The organism is Bradyrhizobium sp. 14AA (assembly GCF_054185205.1).
The window spans coordinates 149,802-162,158 of sequence record NZ_JAVAYM010000005.1 but is presented as its reverse complement, the minus strand read 5'-3'; the positions used below and the strand labels follow the sequence as shown (position 1 = coordinate 162,158).

Below are 12,357 nucleotides of genomic sequence, written 5' to 3'. Positions count from 1 at the left end.
CTTTGTGATGCCGGGAATTCTATCGATGCATTGTGCGGACTAAAGATCGCGAGTTCAAGCCGGCGGACATTCCGCCGCATATGACTTTCGGCTGACGAAGCGCGCTACTTGCCCTTCCAGACGGGCGTGCGCTTGTTGAGGAAGGCGTCCATGCCCTCGCGGAAATCTTCGCTCATATAGGCCTTCAGGATCAGGTCCTCGCCTTCCTCGCGCGACAGCGTGCGGCGGATGCGGCGCACCGCTTCCTTGGTCGCTTCCAGCGTGAGCGGCGCATGGCTCGCGACGAGTTTTGCGGTCTCGTCCGCGCGGCGCTGCAGCGTTTCGACGTCGGGCACGATCTCGTTGAGCAGACCGAGCGCCAGCGCCTCCGGCGCCTCGACCAGACGCGCCTTGAAAATCATATCCTTGGTGCGGGCGGGACCGACCAGCGCGACGACGCGGCTGATGTTCGACATCGACAGGCAGTTGCCGAGTGTGCGTGCGATCGGAAAGCCCATCCGCGTCGTCTCGGTGCCGATGCGGAGGTCACAGCAGGCCGCGATGCCGGCGCCGCCGCCGGTGCAAGCGCCCGCGATCGCCGCGATCACGGGCACGCGGCACTGCTCCAGCGTGCCGAGCACACGATCGATCCGGGCCTCGTAGTCGAGCGCGTCCTGCGCGGTCTTGAACGCACGGAATTGCGAGATGTCGGTGCCGGAGGCAAACGCCTTGTCGCCGGCGCCGGTCAGGATCAGCGCCTTGATCGAACGGTCGGCGTTGATCTCCTGGCAGATCTCCGCCATGCGGTCATACATGGCGAAGGTCATTGCGTTGCGCGCCTGGGGGCGGTTGAAGGTGATCCGCGCGATGCCGTCCGTGACGGAGTAGAGCAGGTCTTCGTTCGTCGTCGTCGGTGCGTTCATCGCGCGCTCACTTCTCTAAGTTAGTTCAGGCCACCTGAACCTTTAAGCCACCTGGGCCTTGGCCATCGGCACCACGTCGCGTCCCTTCAGGACGTCCATGGCCGCCAGCACGCCGCCGCTCCGGTGCGGGATCTTTGCAAGATCGAGGCCCATCTCGACGCCGGCGAGCGTGCCCATCAGCATCAGATCGTTGAAATGGCCGATATGGCCGATCCGGAACACCTTGCCCTTGACCTTGTTCAGGCCAGTGCCGAGCGACATGTCGAAAGCCTCCAGCACGATCTTGCGGAAGGCGTCGGCGTCGTGTCCGTCAGGCACGCGCACGCCGGTCAGCGCCGGTGAGTGCGCGGCGGGATCGGCGCACTGCGTCTCCAGGCCCCAGACCTTGGCCGCGGCGCGCGTCGCCGCGCTGTGGCGCTTGTGGCGGGTCCAGACGTTCTCCAGCCCTTCCTCTTCCAGCATCTTGACCGCTTCGCGCAGGCCGTAGAGCAGATTGGTGGCAGGCGTATAGGGGAAGGTGCCGAGCTTGTTGAAGCCGATGACCTCCTGCCAGTCCCAGTAGGAGCGCATGCCGGGGTTGGCCTTGGCAACGGCGAGCGCCTTCTCCGAGACGGCGTTGAAGCCGAGGCCCGGCGGCAGCATCAGACCCTTCTGCGAGCCGGCAACCGAGACGTCGATGCCCCAGGCGTCGTGCTCATATTCCATCGAGCCGAGGCCGGAGATGGTGTCGACCATCAGCAGCGCCGGATGCTTGACGCGGTCGAGCAGCTTGCGCACTTCGAGCGGCGGCGTCACGCAGCCGGTCGAGGTCTCGTTGTGGACGACGCAGACCGCCTTGATCGTGTGCTGCTTGTCGGCGGCAAGACGCTTCTCGATCTCGGCGAGGTCGGCGCCATGGCGCCAGTCGCTCGGGATGAAGTCGACGTCGAGCTTGAACTTGTCGGCGATGCCGCGCCACAGCACGGCGAACTGGCCGGTCTCGCACATCAAGACCTTGTCGCCGGGCGCGAGCACGTTGACCATCGCCGCTTCCCAGGCGCCGGTGCCGGACGAGGGGAAGATGATCACGGGCTGCTTGGTGCGGAAAACGCGCTGCATCGAGGCGAGGACCGCGAAACCGAGCTCGGCGAACTCCGGACCGCGATGGTCCAGCGTCGGCATGTCCATCGCCCGCAGCACCCGGTCGGGCACGTTGGTCGGTCCTGGAATCTGGAGGAAATGCCTTCCAGTGTGCACGGTCATGGGCGTCCTTCCCGGTCTAGCCTTGGTTTTGATGGCCGCCGAATAGCACCATTTCACCGGCTTGTCCCCTCTCCTAAAGACGTCTCCCATGCATAACCGGCGCCCGTCGCTTCGGGCGCGCTCCCCCTACTCCGCGGCCACCACCCTTCCCGAGGGAACGCTCCCCTCGGCCTCCGTAAACGGGCGCTCCGGATGCATCAGGAAGGCGGAAAAGCCGCCGAGCAGCAGCAGGCCCATCGACATCAGGAACGGCAGGTACCAATTGCCGGTCACGTCGATCACGAAGCCCGCGACCAGCGGGGAGACGATGGCGGCGAAGGCCGAGCCGGTGTTCATGATTCCCGAGGCGGTGCCGGAATATTTCGGGGCGATGTCCATCGGGATCGACCACATCGGGCCGATCACCAGCTCGGCGCAGAAGAAGCCCGCCGACAGGCACAGCGCGACGATCGTGATGTCGTGGACGAACAGGATCGGAAACAGCGAGAGCAGCGCCCCCGTAAATCCCGCAACGGTGACGCTGAGCCGCGCCAGGCGGACGTTGCCGGTGCGGTCGAGGATCTTGTCCGACAGCACGCCGCCGACGCTGTCGCCGACCACGCCGGCAAAGAACACGCCGGATGCGAACAGCGCCGAGTTCTTGATGTCGAGATTGTAGTTGTTCTTGAAGAACAGCGGCAGCCAGTTGAGGTAGAGCCACAGGCACCAGCCGTAGCAGAAATAGGTCAGCGTCACCGGCCACATCCGGCCAAAGAGCGGTCCCCAGGGCACGCGCGGCCGCTCGCCGGTGGGACGCGGCGGCAAGGCGGCGAGCTCGGCCTCGGTGATGGAGGTGTGCTCCTTCGGCTCGTTGCGGAAGTACCAGACCCAGACAACGCCCCAGACGAGACTGACGAGGCCGAGCACGACGAACGCGCCGCGCCAGGTCAGCCACAGGATCAGCAGCGCCACCACCGGCGGCGTCACCGCATTGCCGAGCCGGGCAAAGGAATGGGTCAGCCCTTGCGCAAAGCCGCGGCGGTTCGACGGCGTCCAGTATTGCATCGCCCGCGTCGCGGTCGGAAACGTCGCGCCCTCGCCGAAACCGAGCGCGAAGCGGGCGACGAAAAGCGCGGCCAGACCGTTGACGAAGCCGGTCGAGATGGTCGCCACCGCCCAGATCATGCCGCACCAGAACAGCGTCTTGCGCGGCCCGAAATGATCGCCGACCCAGCCGCCGATCACCTGGAACAGCAGATAGGGATAGGCGAAGGCGGAGAAGACGAGGCCGAGCTGGGTGTTGGAAAGGCCAAGCTCCTTCTGGATCTCGCTTGCGGCGGTGCCGATGTTCACCCGGTCGACATAGGTGATGAAATACATCGCGCAGAGCATCGCCAGCACGACATGCGTGGCCTTGAACCGAACTCCCATCTCACCCCTCCCGAATTGCCGTTGTTATGATTTTTTGCTGGCGTGTCCCGCGCGACTTAAGTGCCGACCACTTTCAGATGCGGCGAGGCATTGCCCTGCGGGCGCTGCTCCAAGAGCTTCATCGCGACATCGACGCCGCCGGAGCGATGCGGCACGCCGGCGACCGACAGGCCCATCTCTACGCCGGTGAGCGCGCCGAGCAGCGTGAGCGCGTTGCATTCGCCGAGATGGCCGATGCGGAAGACTTTTCCGGCGACCTTCGACAGGCCCGAGCCGAGCGACATGTTGTAATTGTCGAGCACCACTTTGCGGAACTGATCGGCATCATGTCCCGGCGGCATCAGCACCGCGGTGAGCACCGGCGAGAATTCGGCAGGCTCCTGGCAGAGGATCTCGAGGCCCCAATGATCGACCGCGGCGCGCGTCGCCGCAGCAAGCCGCTGATGCCGCGCGAACACGTTGTCGAGCCCCTCCTCGAGCAGCATCGCGATCGCCTCGCGCAGGCCGTAGAGCAGATTGGTTGCCGGCGTGTAGGGGAAGAAGCCCTTTGCGTTGGGCTTGAGCATCTCCTCCCAGTCGAAATAGGAGCGCGGCATCTTGTTGGTCTTGGACGCCGCCAGCGCCTTCTCCGAGATCGCGTTGAAGCCGAGGCCGGGCGGCAGCATGAAGCCCTTCTGCGAGCAGCTGACGCTGACGTCGACCTTCCATTCGTCGTGGCGGTAGTCGACCGAGCCGAGCGAGGAGATGGTGTCGACCATCAGCAGCGCCGGATGACCCGTACGGTCGATCGCGGCGCGGATTTCGGCGATGCGGCTGGTCGCGCCGGTCGAGGTCTCGTTGTGCACGACCATGACGGCCTTGATCGCGCGCGCCTTGTCCTCGGCGAGCCGGGCTTCGATCACGGCCGGATCGGCGCCGCGGCGCCAGTCGCCGGGAACGAAGTCGACCTCGATACCGAAGCGCCCGGCCATCTGCCGCCACAGGGTGGCGAAATGGCCGGTCTCGACCATCAGCACCTTGTCGCCCGGCGACAGCGTGTTGACGATCGCGGCCTCCCAGGCCCCCGTCCCCGACGAGGGGAAGATGATGACCGGGCCTTTGGTCTGGAAGATCTTCTGGCTGCCCTCGAGCACGGTGCGGCCGAGCTCGCCGAACTCCGCGCTGCGGTGGTCGATGACCGGCATGTCCATGGCGCGCAGAACGCGCTCGGGGACCGGGCTCGGGCCCGGAATCTGAAGGAAATGGCGTCCCTGATGCATGAAAACCTCCCTGTCGGCGGGTTCTGGCCGGCTCTGCTGGCTATTTTGCATTCATTTTTTGTCCTTTCAACCGAAATTTGGTATTCGATTGTGGACGTCGACGTGACCAAACGGGCAAACTACTGTGCTGCAAATGAAATCCACGATTCCCGACACCGGGGTTCCGATCGCCCCGCCCGCCTCAAATGGCGGCGACCGCCAGGAGGCCTCGCTCCACGGCGAGATCCTGCTGCGGCTGCGCGACTATGTGGTCGAGGGCAACATCCCCGAGGGCGCGCGCGTTCCCGAGCGGCAGCTCTGCGAGATGCTAGGCATCTCCCGCACGCCCTTGCGCGAGGCGCTGAAGGTGCTCGCCGCCGAGGGGCTGATCGAGCTTCTGCCCAATCGTGGCGCCCGGGTGCGCCAGCTCAGCCAGCGCGATCTGGAAGAACTATTCGACGTGATGGCGGGACTGGAAAGCCTGGCGGGGCGCCTCGCTTGCGAGACCATTACGGACGCGGAGATCACCGCGATCGAGCAGCTGCATTACGAGATGTACGGTCACTATCTGCACCGCGACATGCACGGCTATTTCCAGGCCAACCAGCGCATTCACGAAAGCATCGTCGATGCAGCGCGCAACGAAACGCTGAAGACGGCCTATGCCAACTTCGCCGGCCGGATCCGCCGCGTCCGCTACTCCGCCAATTTCGCCCGCAAGCGGCAGCGCTGGGCCGAAGCGATGCGCGAGCATGAGGCGATCCTCGATGCGCTGCGCCGCCGCGCGGCAAGCGAGCTGAGCGACATCCTGTTCCTGCACCTGCGCAACAAGCGGACGGCGGCGGTCGAGCACCTGACCGAACCTCAAGAGGACGCACCGGCGTCGCCTTGAGGGCCACCGGCTTGCTCATTTTGCATTCATAATATAATCGAGCATGAACGAGAATGAATAACCCAGACGGGCAGAGCTGCCTCGCTGGGTCAGTCCGGGATCAGGGATGACAAACGCCTCTTCGCTCGAACGGCGCCTGCGGTCGGAATTGACCGGCGACGTCCTGTTCGACCGCTTCAGCCGCGGCCGCTACGCCACAGACGCCTCGTTCTACCAGATCATGCCTGCGGGCGTGGTGGTCCCGAAGACCATGGACGAGGCCTTGCTGTCGCTGGCGATTGCCCGCGACGAGGGCGTGAGGGTCACCCCGCGCGGCGGCGGCACCTCGCAATGCGGCCAGACCGTCAATGACGGCCTCGTGGTCGATCTCTCCAAGCATCTGAACCGCATCCTGTCGCTCGACGTCGAAGGCCGGACCTGCGTGGTCGAGCCCGGCATCGTGCTCGACGACCTCAACCGCCAGCTCAAAAAGCATGGCCTGTGGTTTCCGGTCGACGTCTCCACCGCCTCGCGCGCCACCATTGGCGGCATGGCCGGCAACAATTCCTGCGGCGGCCGTAGTCCGCGCTACGGCACCATGCGCGACAACACGCTGTCGATGGAGGCCGCCCTCGCCGACGGCACGCTCGGCCGTTACGGCGATGTGTCGCGCGATCTCTCCGATCTCGACGCGGGCGACGGCGCCCGCGTCCTGTTCCGCGACATGCTCGATCTCGGGATGCGCGAAGCCGACGAGATCGCCGCCCGCTTTCCAAAGGTGCAGCGCCGCGTCGGCGGCTACAATCTCGATGCGCTGGTGCCGCGCAACGCGCCCAACAACATGGCGCATCTCCTGGTCGGCTCCGAGGGGACGCTGGCCTTCACCACCAAGGTCGAGCTGAAGCTGTGGCCGGTCATCCGCAACAAGGCGCTCGGCGTCTGCCATTTCGGGAGTTTTTACGAAGCGATGGATGCGGCCCAGCACCTGGTCAAGCTGAAGCCGATCGCGGTCGAGCTGGTCGATCGCACCATGCTCGCACTCGGCCGCGACATCGCGATGTTCAGGCCCATCATTTCCGCCGCCATCAAGGGCGATCCGGATGCCGTGTTGGTGGTCGAATTCGCCGAAGAAGATCAGGCGGACAATCTGTTGCGTCTCAAGCAGCTCGGCGAGCTGATGGGGGATCTCGGCTTCGGCTGGACCAACGACACGCGCAAATGGGGCGGCGTGGTGGAGATCACCGAGCCGGCGCTGCAGGGCGGCATTGCCGATTTCCGCGCCGCCGGCCTCAACGTCATGATGTCGATGAAGCAGGAGGGCAAGCCGGTCTCCTTCGTCGAGGACTGCGCCGTGCCGCTGCCGCATCTGGCCGACTACACGGCGCGACTGGGCGAGGTGTTCGCGAAGCACGGCACCAGCGGCACGATGTATGCGCATGCCTCCGAGGGCTGCCTGCACGTGCGGCCCGTGCTGAACTTGAAGCTGGAGAAGGACGTCAAGGCGATGCGCGCCATCGCCGAGGAGGCTTTTGCGCTGGTGCGCGAATACAAGGGCTCGCATTCCGGCGAGCATGGCGACGGCCTGGTGCGCTCCGAATTCCACGAGACCATGTTCGGCGAGCGTCTCGTCGCCGATTTCAGGGAGGTGAAGCGGCGCTTCGATCCCGACGGCGTGCTCAATCCCGGCAAGATCGTCGACGCGCCGAAGATGGACGACCGCTCGCTGTTCCGCTTCAAGCCGGACTATCGCGTCGCGGACCTCAAGACAAAACTCGACTGGTCCGCCTATCCCGGCGCCGGCGGCGGTTTCCAGGGCGCGGTCGAGATGTGCAACAACAACGGCGCCTGCCGCAAGCTCGAGGGCGGCGTGATGTGCCCGTCCTACCGCGCGACGCGCAACGAGAAGGATGTCACGCGCGGGCGCGCCAACACGCTGCGGCTCGCGATCTCCGGCCAGCTCGGCCCCGACGCGCTGTCATCCGACGAGATGATGGAGACGCTGAAGCTTTGCGTCTCCTGCAAGGCCTGCCGCCACGAATGCCCCACCGGCGTCGACATGGCCAAGATGAAGATCGAGGTGCTCGCCGCGCGCGCCGCGTCGCACGGCCTGACATTGCGCGATCGCCTGGTCGGGTATCTGCCCCGCTACGCCGCCCTCGCCTCGCGCTTCGCGCCGCTGGCGAATTTACGCAACCGCAGCCCGCTGCTGCGAAAGCTGTTCGAGCGGTTTGCCGGCATCAGCGCCCGCCGGGCCCTACCCGCCTTCCGCAGCGACGTGTTCGTGCCGCCGGCTCAGGTTGTTGGACCTGTGGATGGCCGCGAGGTCGTGCTGTTCGCCGACACCTTCAACCGCATCTACGAACGCGAGAACCTCGAGGCCGCGTTGCGCGTGCTCGCGGCCGGCGGCTATCGCGTGCATCTGCCGAAACCTGCGAGCGGCAGCCGCCCGCTGTGCTGCGGCCGCACGTTGCTGTCCGCCGGTCTTGTCGATGAAGCGAGGGCCGAGCTCGACCGGCTCGTCGCCGCCTTCGCGCCCTTTGCCGCGCGCGGCGTGCCGATCGTCGGTCTCGAGCCGAGCTGCCTGCTGACGCTGCGCGACGAGCTTGCTTCGCTGCGCAAGGATAACGACGCCAAGGCCGTCGGCGCCCATGCGCTGACCTTCGAGGAATTTCTGGTGCGCGAGGCCGAGGCCGGCCGGCTGCAGCTGCCGCTCGGCAACGTGGCGGACAGAGCCGTCGTCCACGGCCATTGTCATCAAAAATCCTTCGGCGCCTTCAAGCCGGTCGAGCAAGTGCTGCGGCTCGTCCCTGGCCTTAAAGTCGAGACCATCGAGTCGAGCTGCTGTGGCATGGCCGGCGCATTCGGATATGGTGCCGATACGTACGATGCCTCGATCGAGATGGCCGAGCTATCGTTACTGCCGGCCGTGCGCCGCGCGGATCCGAGCACGCTGGTCGTTGCCGACGGCACCTCCTGCCGCCATCAGATTCACGACGGCGCCCAGCGCGAAGCCCTTCACGTCGCGCGCGTGCTGGCGATGAGCCTCGATCGCGCCGACACCCATTCCACGTCTCCAGCTAAAAAGGAAACCAGCCATGGCTGAACTCACGCTCGACACCGCCCGCAAGATTCTCGACGCCGCCTTCGCAAAGTCCACCGAGCTGAAGCTGAAGCCGCTGGTCGTCACCATCCTCGACGCACGCGGCGTGCTCAAGATCGCCGCCGCGCAGGACGGCACCAGCCTGATGCGCGCCGAGATCGCGCACGGCAAGGCCTATGGCGCGCTCGCGATGGGCATGGGCTCGCGTGCGCTGTACCAGCGCGCGCAAGAGCAGGCCTATTTCATCGACGCCGTGAACACCATCGCCAAGGGCGCGCTGGTGCCGGTTCCCGGCGGCGTGCTGATCATGGACGGCACGACACTGCTCGGCGCCGTCGGCGTCTCCGGCGACACCTCCGACAATGACGAGGCCTGCGCGGTGGCGGGTATCCAGGCGGCGGGGCTGAAGGCCAACGCGGGCTGAGACGTTCCCCGTGCCCCGGCTCTGCAGCGCAGCGCCCTTAGCGATGCGCTGCAGAGCCGGGGCCCATGTCGCCGCAGATCGCCGTGCCGCCTTCTGGGTCCCGGCTCTGCGCAGCAACGCTAACGCGTTGCAGCGCGTCCGGGACACGAGAGCCGTCCCCTCACCTTCCCGTCCAGACCGGCTTCCGCTTCTCGCTGAACGCCGTCAGGCCTTCCTTGGCGTCTTCGGTCATCGCGAGCAGCGCGATCTGGCTTTCGGTGTAGGCGATGCTCTCGTCGAACGACATCGAGGCGATGGCACGCATCGCATACTTGCCGCGGCGGATCGCGGTCGGGGATTTGTCGACGATGCGGCCGATCAGCCAGTCCACCTTGGCATCGAGCTCGGCTGTGGGCACGACGTAGTTGAGCAGGCCCGCTGCTTGTGCCGCTTTCGCGTCGAACGGCTCGCCCGTGAGCGCCCATTCGTTGACGAGGCGCGGCGGCGCGATGCTCTGCAGCAGGCTCAAGACCTGCATCGGGAATACGCCGACCTTCACCTCGGGCAGGCCGAAGACGACGTGATCGGCCGCAACCGCCATGTCGGTCATGCAGAGCAGGCCCATGCCGCCGGCCATGCAGACGCCGCCGACGCGCGCAATCGCCGGCTTGGTCGCGTTCTGCGACAGGCGCAGCAGATCGGCATAGTCGACATTTGGCCTGGAATGATCCATCGCGAATGCCGCGCCGGAATTCTGCAAATCGGCGCCGGCGCAGAACGCCTTGTCGCCCGCGCCCGTCAGCACGATGACGCGGACATCCTTGTCCTCATGCGCGTCGCGATAACCTTTGCTGATGCCGGCGATGACTTCGCCGTTCAGCGCGTTGCGCTTCTCGGGCCGGTTGATGGTGATCCAGAACGCCTGCCCGCGCTTCTCGGTGATGACGCTTGTAGTGTCGGTCATGGCTTCGCTTCCTTGCTCCCGTTTTGCAGCCATTTGCGGCAGCTCGGGCACGGGGTGCAAGGGCAATTTGCGGCGCGGCGCCGCTTTAGCGCCTCGACACAATTTGCAAGGCGATCGAAACGCGAGGCGCGCCTCAGCCCGCGGTCGCCTTCCTGATCCAGACCTTGTTGTCGTGGAATGCAGCGCCGCCGATCGGCGCGATGGTGTCCGCGCCGGTCAGCATGTTGATGCCGCGGCCGCCGACATGGTTCTTGTTGGGGTGAACGGACTCCGCGATCAGCACGCCGCGCCGCACACCCTCGAACAGCGTCGCAGTCAGCGTGGTTTCCCCGCGAGCATTGCCGAGCGTGACGGCATCGCCATCGGCGATGTCGAGCGCGGCGGCATCGAGCGGATGGATCATCACGCTCGCCTTGCCCTCGCGCGCCTGCGAGGACGGCGTCTCGTTGAAGGTCGTGTTGAGGAAGCTGCGCGACGGGCTGGTCGCAAGCCGGAACGGATGGGCCTGGTCGGCATGCTCGATCACCGCCCAATGGTCCGGCAACGACGGCATCTTGTCGAAATCGCCCATCGTCTGACCGAACGGCGGATGCGCCCAGTCGGCCTTGAAATGGAATTTCTTGTCGGCATGGGCAAAGCCGTCGAGATAGTGCGAGGTGCGGAAGTCCGGTTGCAGGTCGCGCCAGATGTCGGCTTCGAGGCCCGCGATGTCGCCGTGATCGCTGAGCTTCAGCGTCGCATCGATCAATTCACGCGGCGTCATGTCGAAGCCCGGATGCTTCGCGCCAAGCCGCGACGCAAGCGCCTGCAAGACCTGGTGGTTGGAGCGGCATTCGCCGGGCGGATCGATCAGCTTCGGCCCGACCGAGATGTGCTGGTGGCCGCCGCCGTAATAGAGATCGTCATGCTCCATGAACATGGTCGCCGGCAGCACGATGTCGGCCATCTCAGCCGTTTCAGTCATGAACTGCTCGTGCACCGCGACGAACAGATCCTCGCGCGCAAACCCCTTGGCGACCAACGCCTGCTCCGGCGCCACCGTCATCGGATTTGTGTTCTGGATCAGCATCGCCTTGACCGGCCCCTTGCCGAGCAGGGCCTCGGAATCGCCGGTGAGGATGCGGCCGATCTGCGACTGGTCGAGTGCGCGCGTCGTTTTGTCGATCGCGTCATGGGCTTCGATGATGGATTCGTTGAAGTGCCACAGCGCGTAATTGTTGAAGAAGGCGCCGCCTCCCTCATATTGCCAGGCGCCCGTCACCGCGGGAATGCAGGTCGCGGCATGCATTTGCGTCGCGCCGTTGCGCGAGCGCGTGAAGCCGTAACCGAGGCGGATGAAGGTCCGCTTGGTCTCGCCGACTGCCTTGGCAAAAGCCTCGATCTCCGCCACCGGTACGCCTGAGATGGCCGAAGCCCATTCCGGCGTGCGCGTCTTCAGATGTGCCTCGAGCTCGTCGGGACAGTCGGTATATTTGTCCATATAGGCGCGGTCGGCATAGCCGTCGCGGAACAGCACGTGCATGACGCCGCAGGCGAAGGCGCCGTCGGTGCCGGGGCGCAGGATGATCTTGATGTCGGCCTGCTTCATCGTGTCGTTGTCGTAGATGTCGACCGCCGCGATCCTGGCGCCGCGCTCCTTGCGTGCGCGCGAGGCGTGCGTCATCACGTTGACCTGGGTGTTGACGGGATTTGTGCCCCAGATCACCACGAGGTCGGAGAGCGCCATCTCGCGCGGATCGACGCCGGCAATCTTGCCGGTGCCGATCGCAAACCCGATGCGACCGACATTGGCGCAGATGGTCTGGTAGAAGCGCGAATATTTCTTCACATGCGTGAGACGATTGAGACCGTCGCGCATCACGAGGCCCATCGTGCCGGCATAATAATAGGGCCAGATCGATTCCGCGCCGAACTCACGTTCGGCCTGGTTGAAGCGCTCCGCGATCTCGTCCAGCGCCTCGTCCCAGGTGATCCGCGCGAACTGCCCGGAGCCCTTCGGTCCGGCGCGGCGCATCGGATGTGTCAGCCGTTCGGGGTGATGGATGCGCTCGGCATAGCGAGCGACCTTGGCGCAGACCACGCCGGCCGTGTAGGTCTGCTTTTTAGAACCGCGAACACGGCCAATACTGCGGCCTTCCACGACCTCGACGTCGAGGGCACAGGCCGAAGGGCAATCATGCGGGCAGGTCGAATGGCGGATTTCGATCTTGGCGTGCTGGTTCATGGC

9 protein-coding genes are annotated in these 12,357 nt (G+C 65.5%); 3 read left to right on the top strand and 6 right to left on the bottom strand.

Annotation, left to right across the window (positions count from 1 at the left end):
- Nucleotides 1-104: 104 nt before the first annotated feature.
- The 4 genes from RAD15_RS12445 to RAD15_RS12430 all read right to left on the bottom strand — a co-directional run bounded on the left by RAD15_RS12445 (nt 105) and on the right by RAD15_RS12430 (nt 4,813).
- Entirely contained in the window at nt 105-902 is a 798-nt protein-coding gene (locus RAD15_RS12445) for an enoyl-CoA hydratase/isomerase family protein (protein WP_458177712.1), read from the bottom strand.
- 42 nt (nt 903-944) lie between these two features.
- Nucleotides 945-2,144, bottom strand: coding sequence for a pyridoxal-phosphate-dependent aminotransferase family protein (locus RAD15_RS12440; protein WP_458177710.1), 1,200 nt, complete (start codon nt 2,142-2,144; stop codon nt 945-947).
- A 126-nt stretch (nt 2,145-2,270) separates the two neighbouring features.
- A complete protein-coding gene (locus tag RAD15_RS12435; RefSeq protein ID WP_458177708.1) occupies nt 2,271-3,554 on the bottom strand; it encodes an MFS transporter in 1,284 nt (427 codons plus the stop codon).
- Nucleotides 3,555-3,610: 56 nt separating this feature from the next.
- Entirely contained in the window at nt 3,611-4,813 is a 1,203-nt protein-coding gene (locus RAD15_RS12430; RefSeq protein ID WP_458177706.1) for a pyridoxal-phosphate-dependent aminotransferase family protein, read from the bottom strand.
- A 133-nt stretch (nt 4,814-4,946) separates the two neighbouring features.
- Here RAD15_RS12430 and RAD15_RS12425 point away from each other — a divergent pair, with 133 nt between their 5' ends.
- The 3 genes from RAD15_RS12425 (at nt 4,947) to RAD15_RS12415 (ending at nt 9,187) form a co-directional block, all read left to right on the top strand.
- Entirely contained in the window at nt 4,947-5,684 is a 738-nt protein-coding gene (locus RAD15_RS12425) for a GntR family transcriptional regulator (protein WP_458177704.1), read from the top strand.
- 106 nt (nt 5,685-5,790) lie between these two features.
- Entirely contained in the window at nt 5,791-8,766 is a 2,976-nt protein-coding gene (locus tag RAD15_RS12420; RefSeq protein ID WP_458177702.1) for an FAD-binding and (Fe-S)-binding domain-containing protein, read from the top strand.
- On the top strand, nt 8,759-9,187 hold the full coding sequence (locus tag RAD15_RS12415) for a GlcG/HbpS family heme-binding protein (protein ID WP_212342625.1): 429 nt from the start codon (nt 8,759-8,761) through the stop codon (nt 9,185-9,187). The genes RAD15_RS12420 and RAD15_RS12415 overlap by 8 nt, the downstream gene beginning before the upstream one ends.
- 160 nt (nt 9,188-9,347) lie before the next feature.
- Here the strand turns inward: RAD15_RS12415 and RAD15_RS12410 are convergent, their stop codons facing one another.
- Together RAD15_RS12410 and RAD15_RS12405 are read right to left on the bottom strand one after the other, a co-directional pair.
- Nucleotides 9,348-10,130: an enoyl-CoA hydratase/isomerase family protein gene (locus tag RAD15_RS12410; protein WP_458177700.1), complete on the bottom strand. Its 783-nt coding sequence runs from the start codon at nt 10,128-10,130 to the stop codon at nt 9,348-9,350.
- Nucleotides 10,131-10,263: 133 nt separating this feature from the next.
- The gene (locus RAD15_RS12405) at nt 10,264-12,354 is read right to left on the bottom strand and encodes a molybdopterin oxidoreductase family protein (RefSeq protein WP_458177698.1); all 2,091 of its coding nucleotides are present in this window, start codon (nt 12,352-12,354) and stop codon (nt 10,264-10,266) included.
- Nucleotides 12,355-12,357 lie beyond the last annotated feature (3 nt).

Excerpts from the sequence above, each read along its gene's own strand:
- RAD15_RS12445 (WP_458177712.1), bottom strand. The coding sequence starts at position 902 with ATGAACGCACCGACGACGACGAACGAAGACCTGCTCTACTCCGTCACG.
- RAD15_RS12440 (WP_458177710.1), bottom strand. The coding sequence starts at position 2,144 with ATGACCGTGCACACTGGAAGGCATTTCCTCCAGATTCCAGGACCGACC.
- RAD15_RS12435 (WP_458177708.1), bottom strand. The coding sequence starts at position 3,554 with ATGGGAGTTCGGTTCAAGGCCACGCATGTCGTGCTGGCGATGCTCTGC.
- RAD15_RS12430 (WP_458177706.1), bottom strand. The coding sequence starts at position 4,813 with ATGCATCAGGGACGCCATTTCCTTCAGATTCCGGGCCCGAGCCCGGTC.
- RAD15_RS12425 (WP_458177704.1), top strand. The coding sequence starts at position 4,947 with ATGAAATCCACGATTCCCGACACCGGGGTTCCGATCGCCCCGCCCGCC.
- RAD15_RS12420 (WP_458177702.1), top strand. The coding sequence starts at position 5,791 with ATGACAAACGCCTCTTCGCTCGAACGGCGCCTGCGGTCGGAATTGACC.
- RAD15_RS12415 (WP_212342625.1), top strand. The coding sequence starts at position 8,759 with ATGGCTGAACTCACGCTCGACACCGCCCGCAAGATTCTCGACGCCGCC.
- RAD15_RS12410 (WP_458177700.1), bottom strand. The coding sequence starts at position 10,130 with ATGACCGACACTACAAGCGTCATCACCGAGAAGCGCGGGCAGGCGTTC.
- RAD15_RS12405 (WP_458177698.1), bottom strand. The coding sequence starts at position 12,354 with ATGAACCAGCACGCCAAGATCGAAATCCGCCATTCGACCTGCCCGCAT.